The 21,746-nt window shown below is 70.0% G+C and carries 25 protein-coding genes; 13 read left to right on the top strand and 12 right to left on the bottom strand.

Features of this window, described 5'->3' with window-relative positions:
* Positions 1 to 10: 10 nt before the first annotated feature.
* From H5411_RS34535 to H5411_RS34525, 3 genes are read right to left on the bottom strand one after another with little or no spacing between them, the layout of a single operon-like run.
* Positions 11 to 829, bottom strand: a complete 819-nt coding sequence (locus H5411_RS34535; protein ID WP_183126219.1) for a siderophore-interacting protein — start codon at positions 827 to 829, stop codon at positions 11 to 13.
* A 57-nt stretch (positions 830 to 886) separates the two neighbouring features.
* Positions 887 to 1,249, bottom strand: coding sequence for a hypothetical protein (locus H5411_RS34530; RefSeq protein WP_183126218.1), 363 nt, complete (start codon positions 1,247 to 1,249; stop codon positions 887 to 889).
* Positions 1,246 to 1,653 carry an SgcJ/EcaC family oxidoreductase gene (locus H5411_RS34525; RefSeq protein ID WP_183126217.1) on the bottom strand — a complete coding sequence of 136 codons (408 nt, stop codon included), beginning with the start codon at positions 1,651 to 1,653 and terminating at the stop codon, positions 1,246 to 1,248. The genes H5411_RS34530 and H5411_RS34525 overlap by 4 nt, the downstream gene beginning before the upstream one ends.
* A 96-nt stretch (positions 1,654 to 1,749) precedes the next feature.
* Here H5411_RS34525 and H5411_RS34520 point away from each other — a divergent pair, with 96 nt between their 5' ends.
* Entirely contained in the window at positions 1,750 to 2,457 is a 708-nt protein-coding gene (locus H5411_RS34520) for a TetR/AcrR family transcriptional regulator (RefSeq protein ID WP_183126216.1), read from the top strand.
* Here the strand turns inward: H5411_RS34520 and H5411_RS34515 are convergent.
* The gene (locus tag H5411_RS34515; protein WP_183126215.1) at positions 2,447 to 3,367 is read right to left on the bottom strand and encodes an NADP-dependent oxidoreductase; all 921 of its coding nucleotides are present in this window, start codon (positions 3,365 to 3,367) and stop codon (positions 2,447 to 2,449) included. The genes H5411_RS34520 and H5411_RS34515 overlap by 11 nt on opposite strands.
* A 70-nt stretch (positions 3,368 to 3,437) precedes the next feature.
* Positions 3,438 to 4,655 carry a radical SAM family heme chaperone HemW gene (gene hemW / locus H5411_RS34510; RefSeq protein ID WP_183126214.1) on the bottom strand — a complete coding sequence of 406 codons (1,218 nt, stop codon included), beginning with the start codon at positions 4,653 to 4,655 and terminating at the stop codon, positions 3,438 to 3,440.
* Between hemW and H5411_RS49420 the strand changes: the two genes are divergently transcribed.
* From H5411_RS49420 to H5411_RS34480, 7 genes are all read left to right on the top strand, one after another.
* Positions 4,579 to 5,001, top strand: a complete 423-nt coding sequence (locus H5411_RS49420) for a putative leader peptide (protein ID WP_376772265.1) — start codon at positions 4,579 to 4,581, stop codon at positions 4,999 to 5,001. The genes hemW and H5411_RS49420 overlap by 77 nt on opposite strands.
* Positions 5,002 to 5,117: 116 nt before the next feature.
* The gene (locus tag H5411_RS34505) at positions 5,118 to 6,818 is read left to right on the top strand and encodes a nitrite/sulfite reductase (protein WP_183126213.1); all 1,701 of its coding nucleotides are present in this window, start codon (positions 5,118 to 5,120) and stop codon (positions 6,816 to 6,818) included.
* The gene (locus H5411_RS34500; protein WP_101434277.1) at positions 6,815 to 7,510 is read left to right on the top strand and encodes a phosphoadenylyl-sulfate reductase; all 696 of its coding nucleotides are present in this window, start codon (positions 6,815 to 6,817) and stop codon (positions 7,508 to 7,510) included. Before H5411_RS34505 ends, H5411_RS34500 begins: the two co-directional genes overlap by 4 nt.
* A gap of 10 nt (positions 7,511 to 7,520) precedes the next feature.
* Complete coding sequence (gene cysD / locus H5411_RS34495) at positions 7,521 to 8,441, top strand: sulfate adenylyltransferase subunit CysD (protein ID WP_183126212.1); 921 nt, start codon at positions 7,521 to 7,523, stop codon at positions 8,439 to 8,441.
* Entirely contained in the window at positions 8,441 to 9,703 is a 1,263-nt protein-coding gene (locus H5411_RS34490; protein ID WP_183126211.1) for a sulfate adenylyltransferase subunit 1, read from the top strand. Before cysD ends, H5411_RS34490 begins: the two co-directional genes overlap by 1 nt.
* Positions 9,700 to 10,443 (top strand): sirohydrochlorin chelatase, encoded by a 744-nt coding sequence (locus H5411_RS34485; RefSeq protein ID WP_183126210.1) that lies wholly within the window; start codon positions 9,700 to 9,702, stop codon positions 10,441 to 10,443. Before H5411_RS34490 ends, H5411_RS34485 begins: the two co-directional genes overlap by 4 nt.
* Before the next feature lie 214 nt (positions 10,444 to 10,657).
* Complete coding sequence (locus H5411_RS34480) at positions 10,658 to 11,287, top strand: cyclase (RefSeq protein WP_183126209.1); 630 nt, start codon at positions 10,658 to 10,660, stop codon at positions 11,285 to 11,287.
* A 44-nt stretch (positions 11,288 to 11,331) separates the two neighbouring features.
* Here H5411_RS34480 and H5411_RS34475 read toward each other — a convergent pair whose 3' ends face one another.
* Positions 11,332 to 12,654 carry an alpha/beta hydrolase family protein gene (locus H5411_RS34475; protein ID WP_183126208.1) on the bottom strand — a complete coding sequence of 441 codons (1,323 nt, stop codon included), beginning with the start codon at positions 12,652 to 12,654 and terminating at the stop codon, positions 11,332 to 11,334.
* Between the two features lie 91 nt (positions 12,655 to 12,745).
* A complete protein-coding gene (locus tag H5411_RS34470; RefSeq protein WP_183126207.1) occupies positions 12,746 to 13,321 on the bottom strand; it encodes an ArsR/SmtB family transcription factor in 576 nt (191 codons plus the stop codon).
* A gap of 96 nt (positions 13,322 to 13,417) precedes the next feature.
* Between H5411_RS34470 and H5411_RS34465 the strand changes: the two genes are divergently transcribed.
* Positions 13,418 to 14,191: an enoyl-CoA hydratase-related protein gene (locus tag H5411_RS34465; RefSeq protein ID WP_183126206.1), complete on the top strand. Its 774-nt coding sequence runs from the start codon at positions 13,418 to 13,420 to the stop codon at positions 14,189 to 14,191.
* A gap of 40 nt (positions 14,192 to 14,231) precedes the next feature.
* On the opposite strand, the gene H5411_RS34460 is transcribed toward H5411_RS34465, so the two are convergent.
* The 3 genes from H5411_RS34460 to H5411_RS34450 are packed head-to-tail and all read right to left on the bottom strand — an operon-like array spanning position 14,232 to position 15,246.
* Complete coding sequence (locus tag H5411_RS34460; protein ID WP_101434269.1) at positions 14,232 to 14,585, bottom strand: barstar family protein; 354 nt, start codon at positions 14,583 to 14,585, stop codon at positions 14,232 to 14,234.
* On the bottom strand, positions 14,582 to 15,034 hold the full coding sequence (locus H5411_RS34455) for a guanyl-specific ribonuclease (RefSeq protein ID WP_183126205.1): 453 nt from the start codon (positions 15,032 to 15,034) through the stop codon (positions 14,582 to 14,584). The genes H5411_RS34460 and H5411_RS34455 overlap by 4 nt, the downstream gene beginning before the upstream one ends.
* A gap of 11 nt (positions 15,035 to 15,045) precedes the next feature.
* Complete coding sequence (locus H5411_RS34450; protein WP_101434267.1) at positions 15,046 to 15,246, bottom strand: hypothetical protein; 201 nt, start codon at positions 15,244 to 15,246, stop codon at positions 15,046 to 15,048.
* Positions 15,247 to 15,306: 60 nt separating this feature from the next.
* Here H5411_RS34450 and H5411_RS34445 point away from each other — a divergent pair, with 60 nt between their 5' ends.
* The 3 genes from H5411_RS34445 (at position 15,307) to H5411_RS34435 (ending at position 19,068) form a co-directional block, all read left to right on the top strand.
* Positions 15,307 to 16,272, top strand: coding sequence for a zinc-binding dehydrogenase (locus H5411_RS34445; RefSeq protein WP_183126204.1), 966 nt, complete (start codon positions 15,307 to 15,309; stop codon positions 16,270 to 16,272).
* Between the two features lie 162 nt (positions 16,273 to 16,434).
* Positions 16,435 to 17,457 carry an alpha/beta fold hydrolase gene (locus tag H5411_RS34440; RefSeq protein WP_183126203.1) on the top strand — a complete coding sequence of 341 codons (1,023 nt, stop codon included), beginning with the start codon at positions 16,435 to 16,437 and terminating at the stop codon, positions 17,455 to 17,457.
* A gap of 120 nt (positions 17,458 to 17,577) precedes the next feature.
* On the top strand, positions 17,578 to 19,068 hold the full coding sequence (locus H5411_RS34435; RefSeq protein ID WP_101434264.1) for an amino acid permease: 1,491 nt from the start codon (positions 17,578 to 17,580) through the stop codon (positions 19,066 to 19,068).
* Between the two features lie 431 nt (positions 19,069 to 19,499).
* Here H5411_RS34435 and H5411_RS34430 read toward each other — a convergent pair whose 3' ends face one another.
* Positions 19,500 to 20,549, bottom strand: a complete 1,050-nt coding sequence (locus H5411_RS34430) for an NAD(P)H-dependent flavin oxidoreductase (protein ID WP_183126202.1) — start codon at positions 20,547 to 20,549, stop codon at positions 19,500 to 19,502.
* Positions 20,550 to 20,609: 60 nt separating this feature from the next.
* Between H5411_RS34430 and H5411_RS34425 the strand changes: the two genes are divergently transcribed.
* Positions 20,610 to 21,056 carry a pyridoxamine 5'-phosphate oxidase family protein gene (locus tag H5411_RS34425; protein WP_183126222.1) on the top strand — a complete coding sequence of 149 codons (447 nt, stop codon included), beginning with the start codon at positions 20,610 to 20,612 and terminating at the stop codon, positions 21,054 to 21,056.
* Positions 21,057 to 21,065: 9 nt separating this feature from the next.
* On the opposite strand, the gene H5411_RS34420 is transcribed toward H5411_RS34425, so the two are convergent.
* Complete coding sequence (locus H5411_RS34420) at positions 21,066 to 21,632, bottom strand: Uma2 family endonuclease (RefSeq protein ID WP_183126201.1); 567 nt, start codon at positions 21,630 to 21,632, stop codon at positions 21,066 to 21,068.
* Positions 21,633 to 21,746 lie beyond the last annotated feature (114 nt).

Here is a 21,746-nt window from a genome sequence, read left to right as displayed (position 1 = left end):
GGCGGCGACCTTACGCCGAACTGGCCGCTTTCCGCTCCGCCGCCTTTTCCTCGCGCCAGGCCTCGTCGTTCTTGCCCTCGCGCCAGTATCCGGACAGCGACACCGACTCCCGCGCGACGCCGCGCTCGTCGAACAGGTACCGCCGCAGCTCCCGCACGAAACCAGCCTCGCCGTGGACGAACGCGTGCACGTCCTGGTCCGGCCACGGCAGTGCCTTCACCGCGGCGACCAGATCGTCGGACGCCGAGCGGTGCAGCCAGGTGACCTGCGCGTCAGCCTTGGTCGCGAGCGGCTGATGCTCCGATTTGTCCGCCACGAGCAGGAACACGTGCGCCAGCGCGCCCGGCGGCAGCGCCTCCAGCGCGGCGGCGATGGCGGGCAACGCCGATTCGTCGCCCACCAGCAGGTGCCAGCTGGCGTCGGCGCGCGGCGCGTACGCCCCGCCCGGACCGACCAGCAGCAGCTCGTCACCGGGCTGCGCGCGCTGCGCCCACGGCCCGGCGAGCCCCTCGTCGCCGTGCACCACGAAGTCGAGGACCAGTTCGCCCGCGGCCTCGTCGTACGAACGGACCGTGTACGTGCGCATCCGCGGAGCGTGCTCCCGCGGCAGTTCCTCGCGGATCCGGTTCAGGTCGAACGGCTCCGGATACTCCACCCCGGGCACCTTGAAGATCACCTTCACGTACGCGTCGGTGAACTCGTTCGGGCGGAAATCCCGCAGTCCCTCGCCGCCGGCCGCGATCCGGATCATGTGCGGGGTGAGGTGCTCCTTGCGCAGCACCTCCAGCCGCACCGCGGTCCTCCCCTTGCGAGCCGGACCTTCGGCCATCGAACACCCCTGTTTCAGTAAGGTCTACCTAAGTCGCGGGTCCCACGGTACGCGCCTTCACCCGTTCCGCCCAGTGCCGCCGTCCCCGTTCCCCTTCTCGAGTCCGGCGAGCGTCGCCCGGAAACCCGCGCTGACCCGGTCCCGGAATCCGACGAAGAACCGGTTCGCCAGCAGCACCGCCCACCACTGCCCGCCCGCGGCGTTCCGGATCCGGTGCGTGACGCGGGACCCGGCCGGATCGCCGGCGACCTCGTACTCCCCGCGATACCACCAGCCGCCCTGCGCGGCGAGGAACCGGCGCTCGCGGTCCACTTCCAGCTTCATCAGGCAGTCCGACGCGGTCAACTGTTTTTCGAGCCGTGCGAACACGTCCTCCGGAGCGGCCGGGACGACGCCGGAGACCTCGACGAGCGTTCTCATGCTTCCCACGGCTTCGAGACCCGGGTGTTCTGGAAAGCGGTGATCCGCCAGCCGCCGTCGCCCCGCACCAGGACGTAGGTCAACGAACTTTCGCGGCCCTCGGCGGCCGGGTCGTCGCCTCCGGTCAGCGACGAGCCGCCGCCGGTCACGATGACCGCGACGTCGTCCCGCAGAAACCGCACCCGGGGGTCGCCGAAGCCAGCGAGTTTCGAGCCTTTCAGCGGCCCCTGGAAGAGCTCGCGGTGCGAATCCACGATCGCCTGGCGGCCGACGGACCGGAGCCCGAAGAACGTCACGTAATCGGCGTCTTCGGTGAACAGGTTCCCGTAGGCGTCGGCGTCGCCGCTGTTCCAGGCGCCGGCGAGACGGGCGAGGACGGACAGGACTTCTTCGCGCTGCGACATGCTGCTTCTCCTTAACGAACGTCGTTCGCGTACGAGGTCCAGTTGTACTCACGAACACCGTTCGCGTCAAGCGCGGGGGTCGTCTAGGCTTCGGGCATGACCGCACCGCCCCCGCCGTGGCGCCGGACGCCGAGCCCGCGCCGACGCGCCGCGAAGCAGATGCTGTCGCAGGAACTGATCGTGAAAACCGCGCTCGAAATCCTCGCCGCCGAGGGCATCGACGCCGTCTCGATGCGCCGCGTCGCGCAGCAACTGGAGACCGGGCCCGCGTCGCTTTACGCGTACGTGGCCAACAAAGAGGAACTCGACGAACTGATGCTCGACGCGGCGCTGAGCGAGGTGCCGTGCCCGGAACCGGATCCGCGGCGGTGGACCGAACAGGTCAAAGAGCAAGTGCGGCACCAGATCCGGGCGATGATGGCGTATCCGGGCATCGCTAAAGTCGCGTGGCGGACGCCGATTCCGGTGACGCCGAATTCGCTGTGGCAGGGCGAGGTCATGCTTCAGCTGCTGCGCGCGGGCGGTTTGGATCTCAAGCAGGCGGTGTTCGCCGGAGACGCGCTGAGCACGTACGCCAAGGCCTTCGCCTACGAGGCCAGCGGCTGGACCTTCGGCGATTACGACCCGGAGGAAATGAGCGAACGCGGACGGCAGATGGCGGAGTACATGCGGTCGCTGCCCACGAGCACGTTCCCGAACCTGTTGCAGGCAGGGGAATTCTTCACCGCGGAGACCAGCCAGCCCCGCCTCGAATTCGCCTTGGAGGCGTTCGTGGCGGGGCTGGCGGCGATGGTCAAACGGTAAGCACGATCTTTCCGCGCGTGTGGCCCTGTTCCAGCTCGCGGTAAGCGGCTTGAACCTCGGCCAGCGGGTAGGTCGCGGCGATCGGGACGTCCAGCAATCCCTTGTCCGCCAACGCGACGAGGTCCCGCAGCACCTCGGCGCTCGCTCCGGCGATGTTGCCCTCGGTCTTCACGCGGTAGGTCTCGGCGGCGGCGAAGTCGACCACCGTGTCGATCCGGCCGGGGTAGACGCCGAGCCGCAAGGCGAGTTCGACGTAACCGTCGCCGTAGGTGTCGATGAACGCGTGCACCTGGTCGCCGGTCAGCTCGCGGAGCCGTTCTTCGAGCCCTTCGCCGTACGCGATCGGGACGACGTCGTGTTCGCGCAGCCACTCGTGGTTCGCTTCGCCGGCAATGCCGATCACGGTCGCGCCGGTGAGCTTCGCCAGCTGCACGGCCAGCGAACCGACCCCGCCGGCAGCCCCGGACACGACGATCGTTTCGCCCTCGCGCGGGCACACCGCCCCGACCGCGGCGTACGCGGTCGTTCCGGCCACGAACAAGCCGCCCGCGACCTCCCACGACAGCCCGCTCGGTTTCGGGACGAGATGCTCCGCCGGGACGACCACGTACTCGGCGTGGCTGGAGCGGGTGTGCACGAAGCCGACGACCTCGTCCCCCACCTGGATTTCTTCGACGTCCGCGCCCAGCTCCGCCACCACTCCGGCCAGGTCGCTGCCCTGCCCGGACGGGAAGGTGGACGGCCAGCGCTCCGCCAGCGCACCCACCCGGATCTTCGTTTCCCCCGGATTGATCCCCGCGGCGCGGACCCGCACGAGCACCTGCCCGGATTCCGGCGCCGGCCGGGGCACTTCGGCCAGCTGCAGCACTTCGATCCCGCCGTGTTCGCCGTATCTGACCGCTTGCGGCATACGCGTCTCCCTCGCTCGTATGATTAGCCCAACAAACGATCGGCCGCGTTTATGCCCGGCGGGCGGAAATTCAGCCGGCGAGCCTCCGGACCACGGCGTCCGCGAGCAGGCGGCCGCGGTCGGTCAGCACCGCGCGGCCCCGGTTGTCCACATCGGACAGTTCGAGCAAGCCCTCCGCCGCGGCGGCGTGGGCTTCCTCCACTCCGGCCTCGTCCAGCGCGGACAACGCCAGGCCGTCGGAGATCCGAAGCTCCAGCATGATCCGCTCCAGGTGCCGGTCCTCGTCGGTGAGCACCTCGCGGTCCGCTTCCGGGCTCTGCCCCCGCGCGAGGAGGCTGGAGTACTTGGCCGGATGCTTGACGTTCCACCACCGCACGCCGCCGACGTGGCTGTGCGCGCCCGGCCCGGCGCCCCACCAGTCGCCGCCCCGCCAGTAGCCGAGGTTGTGGCGGCACCGCGCGGCCTCGTCAGTCGCCCAGTTCGACACCTCGTACCAGGTCAGGCCCGCACCGGCGAGGACGGAGTCGATCAGCTCGTAGTAGCTGGCCAGCGTGTCGTCGTCGGGCGCGGGCAGCTCGCCGCGCCGCACCCGGCGGGCCAGCGCGGTGCCGTCCTCCACGATGAGCGCGTACGCCGACACGTGGTCGACTCCGGCCGACAACACCGCGTCGAGCGAGGCGCGCAAGTCTTCGACGCGCTCCCCCGGCGTGCCGTAAATGAGGTCGAGGTTGACGTGCTCGAACCCGGCGGCCCGGGCTTCGCGCGCGGCGTCGACCGGACGGCCGGGCGTGTGCACGCGGTCGAGCACCTTCAGCACGTGCTGGGCCGCGGACTGCATGCCGAGCGACACCCGGGTGTAACCCGCGTCACGGATGCCCGCGAAGAACTCGGGCGAAGTGGACTCCGGGTTCGATTCGGTCGTCACCTCCGCGCCCGGCGCGAGCCCGAACACCGACCGGACGCCGTCGAGCACCTCGGCCAGGCCGTCCGCGCCCAGCATGGACGGCGTCCCGCCGCCGACGAACACCGTCTCCGCCTGAGGTGCGGAGCCGAGGATCTCCGCGCCCAGCTCCAGCTCCCGCCGCAGCGCGTCCAGCCACGACCGCGGCGAGGCGGCGGAGCCGAGTTCGCCCGCGGTGTAGGTGTTGAAGTCGCAGTAACCGCAGCGGGTCGCGCAGAACGGCACGTGGACGTACACGCCGAACGGACGGGTGCCGAGGCCCGCGAGCGCGGTCTCGGGCAGTCCGGCGGGAGGGCGATGGGTGTCGGGAACAGGCACGACGTCCATTCTCCCCCGCCGCGCGCGGACCCTCGCGCGCCCCTGCGCCGCCTGGAGGAAAGTTCGGCCGCCGAACGATGCACCGCCCGCCGCGCACCCGGTTGACAAGCGCCCAAATCCGTCTCACGATGCGTCCGAAAGCCGGGAAAGACCTGGCAGATCGCCCGGCCAATGCACATCCGGGCCGGTTTCGCACCCCTGGCGTGAGCCTTCTCCCACCATCCGGACGCGCTTGGACGACGTTCGGCCCGCGTGGCAATCTGAATCGGTGAGTCCTGCCGGTGTCCTTCTCGTGGCGCGCCGCCACGTCGACCTTCTCCGGGTCGCGAGCGCGCTCTGCCGGCCTGTTCGCTGACTCCCGCGCAAAGCCTGCCCAGCCCACCACCTGGACCACCGGCCCCGCTCCCGCCCATCACCGACGCCGCGGCGGGCAGCCGGAGCCGCCTCGACCACCCCGCCCGGAGGATCTCCATGTCCGCACCCCCGCGTGAGACGCCCGCGAAGGGCCGCACGCCTCGGACTCGCCAGAAGCGCGGCGAGGGTCAGTGGGCGCTCGGCTACCGGGAGCCGCTGAACCCGAACGAGCGCTCGAAGAAGGACGACCACCCGCTCAACGTCCGCGCGCGGATCGAGAACATCTACGCGCACCGCGGCTTCGACTCGATCGACCCGGGCGACCTGCGCGGCCGGTTCCGCTGGTTCGGCCTCTACACCCAGCGCAAGCCCGGCATCGACGGCGGCCGCACCGCGCTGCTGGAGCCGGAAGAGCTGGACGACCGCTACTTCATGATGCGCGTCCGGATCGACGGCGGCGCGCTCACCACCGAGCAGCTGCGGCTGGTCGGCGAGATCTCGCGGGACCACGCGCGCGACACCGCCGACATCTCCGACCGGCAGAACGTCCAGTACCACTGGATCCAGATCGAGGACGTGCCCTCCATCTGGTCCCGGCTGGAGAACGCGGGCCTGACCACCACCGAGGCGTGCGGCGACTGCCCGCGCGTCGTGCTCGGCTCCCCGGTCGCCGGCATCGCCGAGAACGAGGTGCTCGACGCCACCCCGGCGATCGACGAGATCCTCGAGCGCTACATCGGCGACCCGCAGTTCGCGAACCTGCCGCGCAAGTTCAAGACCGCGATCTCCGGGCTGCCGGACATCGTGCACGAGATCAACGACATCGCGTTCGTCGGCGTGAACCACCCCGAGCACGGCCCCGGCCTCGACCTGTGGGTCGGCGGCGGGCTGTCCACGAACCCGATGCTCGCGCAGCGGCTCGGCGCGTGGGTGCCGCTCGACGAGGTGCCCGAGGTGTGGGCCGGCGTCGTCTCGATCTTCCGCGACTACGGCTACCGGCGGCTCCGTTCGCGGGCGCGGCTGAAGTTCCTGGTCAAGGACTGGGGCGTGGAGAAGTTCCGCGAAGTCCTCGAAACCGAGTACCTCAAGCGGAAGCTGATCGACGGCCCGCCGCCGGAGAACCCCGAGGTCCCGGTCGACCACGTCGGCGTGCACCGGCAGAAGGACGGCAAGTTCTACCTCGGCGCCGCGCCGATCGCCGGACGCGTCTCGGGCAGCACGCTGGTCGCGGTCGCCGACGCGGCCGAGCGGGCCGGATCGCACCGCGTGCGGCTGACCCCGCACCAGAAGCTGATCGTGCTCGACGTTCTCGAGGACAAGGTCGCCTCGCTGCAGACGGAACTGGCCGAGCTGGGCCTGCAGACCAAGCCGTCGCCGTGGCGGCGCAGCGTGATGGCGTGCACCGGGCTGGAGTTCTGCAAGCTCGCGATCGTCGAGACGAAGGTGCGCGCGCAGCAGCTGGTCGCGGACCTGGAGAAGTCGCTCGCGGACATCAACTCCCAGCTGGAAACGCCGGTGACGGTGCACCTCAACGGCTGCCCCAACTCCTGCGCCCGCGTGCAGACCGCGGACATCGGGCTCAAGGGCCAGATCGTCACCGACGCCGACGGCAACCAGGTCGAGGGCTTCCAGGTGCACCTCGGCGGCGGGCTCGGCCTCGACGCCGGGTTCGGCCGGAAGCTGCGCGGGCACAAGGTCACCGCGGGCGAACTGGTCGACTACGTGGAACGCGTGGTGCGCGCGTACGTCGCGGGCCGCGAACCGGGCGAACGGTTCCCGCAGTGGGCGTTGCGGGCGGACGAAGGGGTGCTGCAGTGACCGCGACGACGGATTACCGGGCTCTGGCCGAACGCGCCGAGAAGGAGCTGGCCGACGCGACCGCCGAGGAGGCGCTGCGCTGGACGGCCGAAACCTTCGGCGACGACTTCATCGTGGCGTCGAACATGCAGGACGCCGTCCTGATCGACCTCGCGACGAAGGTCAAGCCCGCGGTGGACGTGCTTTTCCTGGAAACCGGCTACCACTTCGCCGAAACCCTCGGGGTGCGCGACGCGGTGCAGACGGTGTACCCGGAGGTACGGATCGTCAACGCCCAGGCCGAGCAGAGCGTCGCCGAACAGGACGCGGAGTACGGGCCGAAGCTGCACGAACGCGATCCCGGCCAGTGCTGTTTCCTGCGCAAGGTCGTGCCGCTGCGGCAGACGCTCGCCAAGTACTCGGCGTGGGTCACCGGCGTGCGCCGGGTGGACGCGCCGACCCGCGCGAACACGCCGATCGTCACCTGGGACGAGCGCAACGGCCTGGTGAAGATCAACCCGATCGCGGCGTGGACCGACGACGAGTTCAACGGCTACCTGCACGAGAACGGGATCCTGCAGAACCCGCTGGTGTCGATCGGCTATCTCTCGATCGGCTGCGCGCCCTGCACGGCGAAGGTCGAGCCGGGGCAGGACCCGCGCAGCGGCCGGTGGGCCGGGCAGAGCAAAACCGAGTGCGGTCTGCATGGCTGAGGAAGGACGCATGACGACTTTGGAACCGGCGGCCGACGCGGCTGTCGACAACCTGGCCGCCCTTGAGTCCGAGGCCATCCACATCTTCCGCGAGGTCGCGGGCGAGTTCGACCGGCCGGTGATCCTGTTCTCCGGCGGCAAGGACTCGACGCTGATGCTGCACCTGGCGATCAAGGCCTTCTGGCCCGCGCCGGTGCCGTTCCCGCTGCTGCACGTGGACACCGGGCACAACTTCGACGAGGTCCTCGAGTTCCGCGACCGCGTGGTCGAAAAGCACGGGCTGCGGCTGGTCGTCGCGAAGGTCCAGGACTGGATCGACGACGGACGGCTCGAGGAACGCGCCGACGGCCTGCGCAACCCGCTGCAGACCACGCCGCTGCTGGAGACCATCGCGGAGAACAAGTTCGACGCGGTTTTCGGCGGCGGCCGCCGCGATGAAGAACGGGCGCGCGCGAAGGAGCGGATCTTCAGCCTGCGCAACGCTTTCGGCCAGTGGGAGCCGCGCCGGCAGCGGCCGGAGCTGTGGAACCTCTACAACGGACGGCATCGTCCGGGCGAGCAGGTCCGCGTGTTCCCGCTGTCCAACTGGACCGAAGCCGACGTGTGGAACTACATCGCCCGCGAGAAGGTCGAGCTGCCTTCGATTTACTACGCCCACAAGCGCGCGGTCTACCAGCGCGACGGCATGTGGCTCAGCGAAGGCCCGTGGGGCGGGCCGCGGCCCGGCGAGGAAGTGCGCGAGCTGAGCGTGCGCTACCGGACTGTCGGCGACGGTTCGTGCACCGGTGCGATCGAGTCCACGGCGTCCACCGTGGAGGAAGTCATCGCCGAGGTCCAGGCTTCGCGGCTCACCGAACGCGGCGCCACCCGCGCCGACGACCGGATGTCCGAAGCGGCCATGGAAGACCGCAAACGGGAGGGCTACTTCTGATGTCGAGCCTGCTTAGGCTGGCCACCGCGGGCAGCGTGGACGACGGGAAGTCCACGCTGGTCGGGCGGCTGCTGTACGACACCAAGTCCGTCCTCGCCGACCAGCTCGACGCGGTCACCCGCGCGTCTGTCGACAAAGGACTGTCCACTCCGGACCTGTCGCTGCTCGTCGACGGCCTGCGCTCGGAGCGCGAACAGGGCATCACGATCGACGTGGCGTACCGGTACTTCGCCACGCCGAAGCGGTCGTTCGTGCTCGCCGACACCCCGGGGCACGTGCAGTACACGCGCAACACGGTCACCGGCGCGTCCACCGCGCAGCTCGCGGTGCTGCTGGTCGACGCGCGCAACGGCGTGGTCGAGCAGACCCGGCGGCACGCGGCCGTGCTCGCGCTGCTCGGCGTGCCGCAGCTGGTGCTGGCGGTGAACAAGATCGACCTCGTCGACTACGACGAGAACACCTTCGGCGTCATCGCCAAGGAATTCACCGCGCACGCGGAATCCCTCGGCTACGACTCGGCGTCCGTCGTCGCCATCCCGGTTTCCGCGCTGGTCGGCGACAACGTGGCCACCCGGTCCGAGAAGACCCCGTGGTACGACGGCCCGTCGCTGCTGGAGCACCTGGAAAACGTGCCGGTGGCACCGGATCCGCACGATTCCGCGCTGCGATTCCCGGTGCAGTACGTGATTCGCCCGCGCACCCCGGAGTACCCGGACTACCGCGGTTACGCCGGGCAGATCGCCGCCGGCACAGTGCGCCGCGGCGACGAGATCGTCGTGCAGCCGCAGGGGATCCGCAGCCGAGTCGAGCGGATCGACACCGCGGACGGACCGCTCGAAGAAGCGGGCGCCGGAACCTCGGTGACCCTGCTGCTCGCCGACGACATCGACATCAGCCGCGGAGACCTCATCGCGGCCGCCGACGCGTCGCCGGAGGTCACGGACGAGATCACCGGCACGCTGTGCTGGCTGTCCTCGAAGCCGCTCAAGACCGGCGCGCGGGTGCTGATCAAACACGGCGCCCGGACCGTGCAGGGGCTCGCCACCGAGTTGCACGCCCGGTTCGACGAGCAGACCCTGTCCAGTGTGGACTCTCCGACAAGCCTGGAGCTCAACGACATCGGCAGCGTCAGCCTTCAGCTGGCCGAGCCGCTGCCGGTGGACGACTACGGCGTGAGCCCGCGCACCGGCGCGTTCCTGGTGATCGACCCGAAGGACGGCGACACCCTCGCCGCCGGACTCGTCGGCGAGCGCTTCTCGTGACGCCTCCCCTGGTCGCCGTCGCGCACGGCAGTCGCGATCCCCGCTCCGCCGCGACGGTGCGGGCGCTGGTCGACGTCGTCCGTGCGCAGGCACCGGGGCTGGACGTGCACGAGTCGTTCCTCGATCTGTCCGAACCGCGCGTCACCGACGTGCTGCGCGGGCTTTACGCGCAGGGGCGCCGCTCCGCGGTCGTCGTGCCGTTGTTGCTGGGCAGCGCTTTTCACGCGCGGATCGACCTGCCCGCGCTGGTCGACGAGGTGACCGCGGAGTGCCCGGGATTCCGGATCCAGGTGTCGGACGTGCTCGGCGCCGACCCGGCGCTCCAAGCCGTCGCCCTCGACCGGCTCGCCGGAGCCCGCCGCCGCAGCGGGACCGGCGTGCTGCTGAGCGCGGTCGGTTCCTCCAATCCCGAAGCCAACGCGGTCGTCGCCGGGCTGGCCGCGCGCTGGGAAAAGCAGCTCGGGCTGCCGGTGAGCGAGGCGTTCGCCAGCGCCGCTCAGCCGGACATCCCGGCCGCCGCGGAACGGCTGCGCGCCCGCGGCGTACGGCATCTCATTGTCGCGTCGTGGTTCCTGGCTCCCGGCTTGCTGCCGGACCGGATCGCCTTGCTGGCCCGCGACGCCGACCCGGGCGCGTTCATCGCCGAGCCGCTCGCGGACGACCCGCGCGTCGCGGACGTCGTGATCGGCCGCTACGCCGCCGCGGTCGCCGGTTTGCTGCGGACCCCGCAGGCCGCCTGACTTCCGCCCCGGGCAACTGGACCACCGTCGGTAGGCCCGAACGGCCGATCAGGCCAGCCCTACCGCCACAAGGTGAGCACTATTCACATTTTCCGTCACGGTGTGCTCCTGTGAACGGCCACTTCTTGACGAACTGCTTAACTTGCCGGTAACTCTCTAATCGCTGCGCAGCTTTCTCTCTCCCCTCGTGAAACCCGCAGGTAGGAGCACACAGATGAAAGCACCTCACTTTTACCGGCTGGCCGCGCTGACGGCGGTCGCGGCCCTTCCGCTCGCATTGGCGGCCCCGGCGTCCGCCGCGACCGCCATCAACTTCGACTGCCAGGCCGACGCGCCGGTGGTCGGCCCGCAGCAGGTGTCGCTGACCCAGAACGCCGACGTCACCGCGCCCGCGACAGTCGCGCCCGGCGCAGCGTTCGACGTCGTCATCGACCCGGCGCCCAACACCGTCCCGAGCGACGTGGGCGGCAACAAGGTCAAGAACATCAACACCTTCGCGCTGAAGTTCCCCGTCCCGGCCAACTCGACTTACGTCAGCGCCGACCTCGCCGGCGGCTCCGGTCTCGGCGACACCCCGCCGACGATCAGCGTCGCCAACGGCGTCGCGACGCTGAGCTTCCCCGGCCCGATCGCCGGCGGGTCGACCTTCGAACTGCCGACCATCACCGCGCACCTCAAGGCAGGCGACTCCGGCACGATCGCAACGAAACTGTCCGGCACCAGCTACCGCGACCCCGGTCTGACCTTCAAGGCCGTCGCGAGCAGCATCATCGGCGACGTGACCGCGCCGACGTCGTGCTTCCCCAACCCGAGCCCGGTTTTCACGACCACGACCATCGGCTGACCCGGACCGCGGCTACCCGCTGCGGAGCGGGTAGCCGCGCCCGTTCACGGCAGCAGCAGCCCCCAGTAGACCGCCCACGGCACGAACACCAGCCCAGCCGCCAGCGGTGCGATCGTCCCGCGCCGCCGCTCCGGTTTTCGCAGGCCCGCCAGGGTTATCGCCAAGGCCACCACCGTCGCGACCGCCAACGCCTGCAGTGCCAGCCACGCCAACGGCCGCCCGGCGAGCACCGGTCCGAGGTTCTTCATCCCGGACATCTGCGCCCAGCCGAGCATTCCCGCGAACCCGGCGACCGTCGCCGTTCCCCATCCCGCGAGCCACCGGGACGACCTGGTCCCCCGGCGACGCACCAGCGAAACCACGCCGCCGACGACGAACCCGCCCAGCAACAGGGCGAGTGCAATCCCTTGCGCCGTCACAGATTCCCACCACGCCAACGGCCGGAGTGCTTCCGTCGGACGCTGCGCAACCGGCGCGGCATCGACGTGTACGCCCTGTCGATCCGCCAGCCACTCCCCGACGGCCGCCGGATAACCGGGCACGACTTGAGGCAGCCGGTCGAACCCGGCGTCGCTGGTCGCGTACAGATCCGGCCCGCCGTCAGCGACGAAGCGGATCGTGTGGTTCGGGTTCGCCGCCAGCGCGTCCGCGAAAATCCGGGAACTCTCGACCGGCGCGTGGTTGATGTCGAGGTCGCCCCACAACGCCAGGATCGGCTGTTTCAGCCGCCGCAACACCGGCACCGGGTCGTAATCCGCCTGCGGAAACCACCCGGCCCCGATCGCGAACCGCGTCCCTCGCACCGGCAAGGTCATCAGAAGGGAACCGGAAATCCCTTGGTGGCGAAGGACATTCCCCCAATACCACGAGGTCTGCCGGGCCCCGCCCATCCCGGATCCGCCGACCGTGATCACATACGAGATGCCGGCCGTCCGCGTCGCCGCCAGCGGCGCGACCCACGCGCCCTCGCTGACGCCCCAGACGCCGACATCCTTGGCTCCTGACTGCGCTCGCAACGCGTGCACTGCCGACACCAGATCGTCCGCCAGCACGCCGTAATCGCGCTGAGTCTTGGAATAACCGCTGGTACGCCGGTCGTACACGAGCGTCGTGACGCCGAGCCGCGTGAACATCTCGGCCTGCACCCGCAGGTTGCCCCGCGTCCGCCAGTCCGATCCGCCCTGAAGGACGATCGCGGACTTCGCCGGTCCGTCGGGCCGGAATACCGTGCCGTGCAACGTAATCCCGCCAGCGCCGGCGAAGCTGACGTCATCCGGCGGCTGTGCTTGCACCGGCTGGGCGGTCGCCAGGACCGAGCCCAGCACGAGGATCGCGGCAGCGAGCCGCGATTTGCCCCAGGGCAGCATGAAGTGTTCTCCTTGCTTCGGGAGATCGTGCGCGTTTTCCCTTATTCCTGGGTGCCGAGTGGCCGCTCGGCACCCAGGGCCTTCCTCGAGGTCAGTCCTGGGCGGCCTCCTCACCGGCCGGCGACGGGAACGCGAGCATCCGCGTCTCGACCCGGCGCGCTCCCTCCGGCGTTTCGCCGTCCGGACGCTGATACCGCCGCAGCAAGGCGAGATACGCCTCGAAGAAGTCCCCCAGCTCGTCCAGCGTCACGGTGATCGCGCCGCGCGAGTACGGAATCGCGTCCGCCCATTCCCCCAGCCGCGGCCGCTCGCGCTCGAACCGTTCGTACAGGTCGGTGTCGCCCGCGAGCCACAGCCGGTGCAGCTCGCCGATCGCCGCCGCGGCCGGATCGTCCCGCTCGTGCGCGGCCGGCAGCCGCACGTCGTTCGGCACCGCGCGCCACCAGCGCTCCCGGCCGCGCGCGCGTTCGGGAAGCTCCTCGACGAACCCGTTCTCCGCCAGCACCCGCAGGTTGTAGCTGGTCCCGCCGCTCGTCACGCCCAGCCGCTCGGCCAGCGTCGTCGACGTCGCCGGTCCGGACGCGGCGAGCAGCTCCAGAATTCGCTGCCGCAACGGATTCGCGAGCGCCTTGAGGGCCTTCAGATCAGCGGAGCGAGGTTCGGGCATGCCTCCAACCTAGCCGTGCACGAGTTTCCGTGCACGCGTTTTCGTGCATGAACTTCACACCCGCTCCCGGACCGGCGGTGTGCGAAAGTGTCAGGCATGGCTGACGAACTGGTGCACTACGAGGTGGCGGCCGGCATCGCCACGATCACCCTGGACTCCCCGCACAACCGCAACGCGCTCTCGGCGCAGCTGCGGCGGGAACTGAGCGAGTCGCTGGACAAGGCCCGCGGGGACGACGCGGTGCGCGTGGTGCAGCTGACCCACACCGGACCGGTCTTCTGCGCGGGCATGGATCTGAAGGAAGCCCGCGGCGCCGGCTCGTCCGACCAGGGCGTGAACGAGTTCCCGAAGATCCTGGACCAGCTGTGGACCAGCCCGAAACCGGTCGTCGCGCGCCTGGCCGGCCCGGCTCGCGCGGGCGGCATCGGCATGGTCGCCGCGTGCGACATCGCGGTCGCGGTCCCGGAAGCGACCTTCGCGTTCTCGGAGGTCCGCATCGGCGTCATCCCGGCGGTCATCAGCCTGACCGTCCTCCCGAGGCTCACCCCCCGGGCCGCGCACGAACTCTTCCTCACCGGCGACGTCTTCGACGCGAAGCGCGCGGTGGAGATCGGCCTTCTGAACGCCTGCGTCCCCGCCGAAGAGCTGAACAAGAAGGTCGAGGGCTACCTCAAGTCGCTGACCCTGGGCGGGCCGAAGGCGCTGGCCGCCACGAAGGAACTGCTGGCCCGCCCGCGTCCGGCCACCCCGGCCGAAGGCTTCGCCGACATGAACGCCCTCTCCGCGGGCTTCTTCGCGAGCGAGGAAGGACAGGAAGGCATCCAAGCCTTCGCCCAGAAACGCAAGCCGAACTGGGTTCCGCAGGACTGAAGCGATCGGTGAGGGGAACCTGGGTTCCCCTCACCGGCCATCAGTCGTCCACCAGCACCAAGGTCAGCCGCCGCGCCCCGGAGCCCATCGCCCGCTGCGCGTCCGACAACACGCTCCGCACCGCGAGATAAGTCTTCGGCTCGGCCGCCTTCAACGCGTCCGACCCGGTCCAGATCAGCACGTGCTCCCCGGTCGGCAGCCACGACAAATCCGTGAGCATGTCGTACAGCGCGTCCAGATTCCGCCCGAAATACGACGGAAAAGACAGCGCCTCGCCGATCGCGTCCAGTGTGGACAGCTTGTCCATGGTCCGCGCACCGTCGACCTGATGCGGATAAGCCCCTCGCGCGAAGGCCGCGTCCGCCGCGGTTCGCGCCGTCTCGCCCCCGCTCACCGGGCGGGGTCCACAACGACGAACGACGCGTAATGATCCCCTGTGTAATACAACTCTTTCCCCGCTCCCGTGATCAGCCGCCGGGCCCCTCGGTCCGGGCTTCCCGGCGTCTTCACGGTGTACTCGTGGTAATAGCCGTTCTTCTCCGGGGGAAGCTTCTTCTCCCGGTTCTGGAAGACGACGTCGTCATTGCGCGGATACGGGTACGGCCCGCCCTTTTGGATCAGGTTCCACGTGTCCTTCGCCTGCGGCGGCAGCGAGGACAGCGGCTTGACCGGCAGCTTGGAGTCCGCCCCCGGCACCTTCCCGGAAGCGGCGGCGGGAGCGCCCGACGAGGACGAGGGCGCCGGCGAACCGGAGGAGCCGACGGTTTCCTTGACGAGCCACCCGCCGAGCACCAGCACGAGGAGACCGACGAGCGCAGCGGTGATCCGCCTACGGTTGACCATGGTGTGCCAGCTTAGGAGCGGCCGGGACCGTCGTCGTCACGGGCCGTGCCGAACCAGCGGCCGAAGCGTTCGACCAGCTTGTCGATGGCCCACGCGGCGAGCAGGCACAGCGGCACGAGGACGGCCATCACCAGCACGAACTGCACGGGGAACCAGGCTTGGGCGAGCCACAGCTCGACCCCGTCCCACCAGTTCGCCAGGCCGTCCAACACGAGTGTGAGCCTACGCGCGCTCGCCTGCGTCGGGGCGGGCAGGGGAGGTAGGTTGCTGCCATGTTCGCCGTATACGCGCAGGAACCCAACGCCGAGTCCCCGCTCGATTCGCTGGTCGTCGGCGAGCGGCCGGAACCCGAGGTCCCCGAAGGCTGGGTCCGGGTGCACGTCAAAGCCGCCAGCCTGAACATGCACGACCTGTGGACCTTGCGCGGCGTCGGCATCAAACCCGACCAGTTCCCGATGATCCTCGGCTGCGACGGAGCGGGAACGCTCGACGACGGCACCGAGGTCGTGCTGCATTCGGTGATCAACGCGCCGGGCTGGCAGGGCGACGACACGCTCGACCCGAAGCGCACCCTGCTCACCGAGAAGCACCAGGGGACTTTCGCCGACCAGGTCGTGGTCCCGGCCCGCAACGCGGTGCCGAAGCCGGCGGGCCTGACCTTCGCCGAGGCCGCGACGATGGGCACCGCTTGGCTCACCGCGTACCGGATGCTGTTCGTGAAGTCGGGCCTGCGGCCGGGCCAGACGATGCTGGTGCAGGGCGCGTCCGGCGGGGTGTCGACCGCGCTGATCGCGCTCGGCCGCGCGGCCGGGTTCCGCGTGTGGGTCACCGGGCGCACCGAGGAGAAGCGCGCGCTGGCCGAGAGCGTCGGCGCGCACCAGACGTTCGAGTCCGGCGCGCGGCTGCCCGAGCGGGTGGACGGCGTGTTCGAAACCGTCGGCAAGGCCACCTGGGGCCACACGCTCAAGTCGCTGAAGCCGGGCGGCGTGGTCGTGGTGTCCGGTTCGACCAGCGGCCCCGACCCGTCGGCCGACCTGCAGCGGGTGTTCTTCCTGCAGCTGCGCGTCCTCGGGTCGACCATGGGCACCCGCGACGAGCTGGCCGACCTGCTCGCCTACCTCGATCTGAAGGGCATCAAGCCGCAGATCGGCACCGAGCTCCCCCTTGCGGAGGCCCCCGCGGGATTCGCCGCGATGGCCGCCGGGGAGACCGCGGGCAAGATCGTGTTCACCCGCTGATCCCGGCCGCACGGCGCTGGCCTGGGCTTTTCCGCGTCAAGTGGGCCTGGGCCAGCGCTTGTACCTGTTCTCCAGTGAATCGTCAACACCCCAGCTTCGCAATCAGATAGTGACCCCCGAAGTTCCACCAGAAGTCGACCTTGAGCGGTTAACCTGGAGAACATGACCGCGACGCAGCGGCCAGTCCCGGCCGGCCGGGGCGGCCGGCACCCCAGCGAACCGGAGCCGATCCGCGAATCGTTCCGGCGGTTCGCCGGCATGCGCACGCGCGTGCTCGAGGTCGGCCCGCCCGTCGCCGAGGCGTCCGCACCCAAGCGCACGCGCCGCAAGGGCGCCGAGAAACCCCGCGCTCCCCGGCTCGTGTTGCTCCACGGGTATTGCGACAGTGCCGACACGTGGCGTCCGGTACTCGGAGAACTAGCCGCCGCGGGCATCGCCGCGGTCGCTGTCGATCTTCCCGGCTTCGGCGAGGCGCAGCCGCTGCGCCCCGGCCCGATGCTGCCGCAGCTCGACGCGTTCACCGCCGCGGTCGTGCGCGAGCAAGCCGTGCTCGGCCCCGTCGTGCTCGCGGGCAACTCGCTCGGCGGCACGATGAGCCTGCGCGCGGCGCAGAACCACCGGCTGCCGACCGCCGGCGTGGTGTCCATCGCCGCGCCCGGTTTCGTCGACTCGTGGCTGGTGCGCACGGTCGGCCGCAATCCGCTGCCGCTGCGGCTGTACTCCTCGCTTCCGTTGCCAGTGCCGGGTTTCCTGGTCCGCGCGGTGGCCGGACAGCTCGTGCCGCGGATCCTCTACGCCGACTCGCGACAGGCGGACGCGGGTCAGGTCCGCCGTTTCACCACGCTCTTCCCCGACTACCGGGCCACCACGTCGCGGCTCGAACAGGCTCGGCAGCTCGTCGCCGAACTCGCCGACGCCTACCGGCTCGACCTGATCCGGATCCCGCTGCTCGCGGTCGCGTGCGGCAAGGACAAGCTGGTGACGGCCGCGTCCGGGCGGAAGCTGCACACGCTGGTGCCGCACAGCAGGCTCGTCGTGCGCGAGGACTGGGGCCACTGCCCGCAATTGGACGATCCGGCCGAGGTCGCGGAGCTGCTCACGTTCTTCGCCGCGGGCGCGGTCCGCTCGGCCGCGCGTCCGGCGCCCACGGTCAGCGACGCCGAGGACGACTCCGCGACTGGGTGACGCAGGGCCGTCGACATCGTCACACTACGGAGTCGGTGACAGGCGCGGTACCTCCGGGTACGGTGCCCTGCCAGGGCCCGGAACCCGGGTCCGGCGAACCACCAGTCTGAGGAGACATCGATGTCAGCTCCGCGCGGCCCTAACCTGGGCTCCGGGACCGGGATCTTCCGGCGGAAGCCGATCGAAACCATCGAGCAGGTCGGGGAAAGCGGCCTGCAGCGCACGCTCGGCTTGCGGCAGCTGACCGCGATCGGCGTCGGCGGCATCATCGGCGCGGGCATCTTCTCGCTCGCCGGGGCGGTCGCGAACAAGACCGCGGGCCCGGCGGTGCTGATCTCGTTCCTGATCGCGGGCATCGCGAGCGCCGCGGCGGCGTTCTCCTACGCCGAGTTCGCCGGGCTCATCCCGCGCGCGGGCTCCGCCTACACCTACGGGTACGCGGTGCTCGGCGAAATCGTCGGCTGGTTCATCGGCTGGGACCTGCTGCTGGAGTACACCGCGATCGTCTCCGTGGTGGCGATCGGGATTTCCGGGTACTTCAACGATTTGCTGGGTTTCCTGCACGTGTCGCTGCCGCACTGGATGTCCGGCGCGCCCGGCACGGAACCGGCGGGCGTCGCACCGGGGTCGTACAAGATCAACCTGTTCGCCGCGCTGCTCTGCCTGCTGATCGCGTTCATCCTCAACCAGGGCATGAAGAACGCGGCGAGGTTCGAAACGCTGCTGGTGTACCTGAAGGTCGGCCTGGTGCTGCTGGTGATCGTGGTCGGCGCCTTCCACATCCAGAGCGGCAACTACAGCAACTTCTTCCCGTTCGGGCTCAGCGGCGCTTTCACCGGCGCGGCAACAGTGTTCTTCGCGGTCTTCGGCTACGACGCCATGTCCACCGCGGCCGAGGAGTCGCAGGACTCCCAGAAGCACATGCCGAAGGCGATCATCTACTCGCTGGCGATCTCGATGGTGCTGTACGTGCTGGCCTGCCTGGTCCTGACCGGCATGGTGAAGTACACCGACATCAACCCGGAAGCGGCGTTCTCGAGCGCGTTCGCGAAGGTCGGCCTCGGCTGGCTGGGCGCGATCATCGCGGTGGGCGCGATCATCGGCATCCTGACGGTGCTGTTCACGTTCTTGATGGGCGCGACGCGCGTGGGCTACTCGATGAGCCGCGACGGCCTGCTGCCGAAGTGGTTCTCGAAGACCCATCCGGTGCGCAAGGTCCCTTCGCGCATCACGTGGATCCTGGGCGCCGCGTCCGCCCTGATCGCGGGCGTGCTGCCGATCGGCGAGGCCGCGGAACTGACGAACATCGGCATCCTGCTGGCCTTCGTGGTCGTGTGCCTCGCGGTGATCGTGCTGCGCTACAAGCGCCCCGACCTGCCGCGCACGTTCAAGACGCCGGGCATGCCGGTGGTCCCGGTCATCGGGGTGATCTTCTCGATCTGGCTGATCACGTTCCTGAAGCCGGAAACGTGGCTGCGCTTCGCGATCTGGTTCGTGATCGGCATGGCGATCTACTTCGCCTACGGCAAACGCCACTCGCTGATGGAACGAGGCGAGGACGCTGGTTCCGGCGACGGGGAACCTGGCGGGCTGAAGTCCACTTCGGACTGATTCTTCTCGTTCGGCGCGGGGGACGCTTTGAGGGCGTCCCCCGCGTTTTCTTGTGCGCTGCTGCTGATTGCGCTGGCTCGTCTTGGCCCCCGTCCGCTCGGGAATTCCGGCGTCGCTGGTTCTGCTCACCCGCGACCGACCGTCTCGGCCCCGCCCATCGGCTCGGCCTTCGCTGGCCCGACCCCTTAGCCGAGTGCACCTTCAGGCACGGTTCCCGACCCGCGAGCGCACGGTGCCACCGCGTCGCCATCACTGCCTGCGACCGGACCGGATCACGCATGGTCGGCGGAGGCGCTCAGCCACACCGAGTCAGCACTCGAACGCCTCCAGCCGCGCTGGAAACCTCAGCGCTGCCAGCAATTCCATCGAGTGTTCCGAACACCGCAACCGGCCGAGCCGTCACGGTTCCTGTCCACACCGCGGCAGGCGTCTCAGCGCAACCGGTCGAGCCGTTCCGCTGCCGCTTTCGCTTCCGTGCGCAGGCGGGCCATGATCGAGGCCGCCGAGCCGTCGCCGGCGAGCGGGTAGGTCTGCCCGGCCCACAGTGACATCGCCTCCGGGTCACCGGCTTTGGCGGCCGCCGCGCGGACCGGCTTGCTCAGGTGGTGCAGCTGCGGGTACGCGGAGGGTGCGTCCGCGGAGAGGTCGCTCAGGACGCGGTTCACCATGCCGCGCGCCGGGCGTCCGCTGAAGGCGCGCGTGAACGCCGTCGTCCGGCCAGCCTCGGCGAGCGCTCGTCGCTGGGTGTCGCCGGTGCCGGCTTCGGTCGCGAGCAGGAAAGCCGTGCCCATCTGCGCCGCCGACGCGCCGGCAGCCAGCACCGCCGCGACGTCGGCGCCGTTGACCAGTCCGCCGGCCGCGATCAACGGCAGGCTCGTGCGCGCGCCGAGCAGACGCAGGAGCGCGAGCAGGCCGTACTCCTCGCCACCGGCCGGGTTGCCCGGGTCGTCGGTGAACAGACCGCGGTGTCCGCCCGCTTCGAAGCCCTGCACGACCAGCGCGTCGGCTCCGCGCGCGGCAGCGAGGTCGGCTTCCTCCGGATTCGTGACCGTCACCGCGACCTTGCCGCCAGCCTCGTGGATGCGCTGCACCTCGGCGGACGTCGGCGCGCCGAAGGTGAACGACACGACCGGAACCCGGTGCCGCACGACGAGGTCGAGTTTCGCCGGGTACTCGTCGTCGTCCCAGACCGGGTCGCCGAGCTCGACGCCGTACCGCACGGCCTCGGCCAGCAACCGTTCCCGGTGCGCACTGAGGTCGGCCACCGACCGGCCGCCGGGGACGAACAGGTTGACGCCGAACCGGCCGCCGGTGAGGTCGGCGGTGTGCGCGATCTGGGCGTCCAGCGTCTCCGGGCGGAGGTAACCGGCAGCGAGGAAACCGAACCCGCCCGCCTCCGTGACGGCGCCGACCAGCTGCGGAGTCGTCGGCCCGCCCGCCATCGGCGCCACGATCACCGGGAACTCGAGATCATCGAACATGTCCCCGAGCCTAGTGCCGGACCGGAAATGCGCCGGGTCACCGCCGCGTTGCAGAAGAGCATGACGGCAACCCTGGAACAGCTCCGCGCGCTGACGGTCGAGGAGAACGGCCTGGCCACCGTGGCCACGACCCGCGCCGACGGCACCGTGCACGCGTCCGTGGTGAACGCGGGCATCCTCGACGACCCGGTGACCGGCAAGCCGAGCGTGGGCTTCGTCGCCGTCGGCGGCGCGCACAAGCTCACGCTGCTGCGCCGCAACGGTCACGCGACCGTGACGTTCCGCCGCGGCTGGCGCTGGCTCTCCGTGACCGGCCCGGTCCGCCTGATCGGCCCGGACGACCCCGACCCCTCCTTCCCGGCCGACGGCCTCCCGCCCCTGCTGCGCGAAGTGTTCCGAGCCGCCACCGGCACCCACGACGACTGGGATGAGTACGACCGGGTGATGGCCGCCGAGCGTCGGGCTGCGGTGTTCGTGGAGGTGGGCAAGATCATCGGGAACGGCTGACCGAACCGATCAGCCCCTCTCGACAAGCACCTCGGGCACTACCCGGACTGGGAACGGCTGCCGCGCTTCGAATACCTCGGCTCCCGCGGCCTTGGCGGTCTGCTGGTAACAGCCGTCCTCGTCGAGTTCGAACACAGTCAGCTCGGGTGCGGCCGGGTCGATCACCCAATAACTCGGCACCCTCAGGCGTTCGTAGACGGCCTTCTTGGTGTTCAGGTCGTGGATCGACGTGCTCGGCGACAGAATCTCGACGGCGAGGACGGGTGGCACTGGCAGATCCTTGGCGGTGAAGTCCTCGCTGCGGCCGACCAGAACATCCGGTTGCAGCTCCATGCGGTCGCCGACGTGCACGGCGAATGGTGCGCCGAGGACGTCGAACTCCGGCGGGCAAGCCGCCTCCAGCACGTGGTAGAGCCGGTACCCGATCTTCTGATGGCGGTATCCGGGTGCCGGAGTCACCAGCAGCACTCCGTCGATGAGTTCGTAACGGCGGCCATCCTGCGGCATCCCCTCGAGGTCATGCACCGTCATGGGTCCCGACCCGGGAGGATTCTGGATTTCCGCCATGACCGTCATGGTGCTCTCCTTTCCCTGTTCGCGCCAGAGAGTCCCGGTCCGCAATTGAGGACACCAGCCGCCACCGACAAAAACGGCGGCTCCGGAATCCCGGAGCCGCCGTTCACCCGAAGG

The organism is Amycolatopsis echigonensis (assembly GCF_014174495.1).
GTDB classification, from domain to species: domain Bacteria; phylum Actinomycetota; class Actinomycetes; order Mycobacteriales; family Pseudonocardiaceae; genus Amycolatopsis; species Amycolatopsis echigonensis.
The sequence above is the reverse complement of the archived record's forward strand: the minus strand, read 5'-3'. Positions and strand labels throughout refer to the sequence as shown.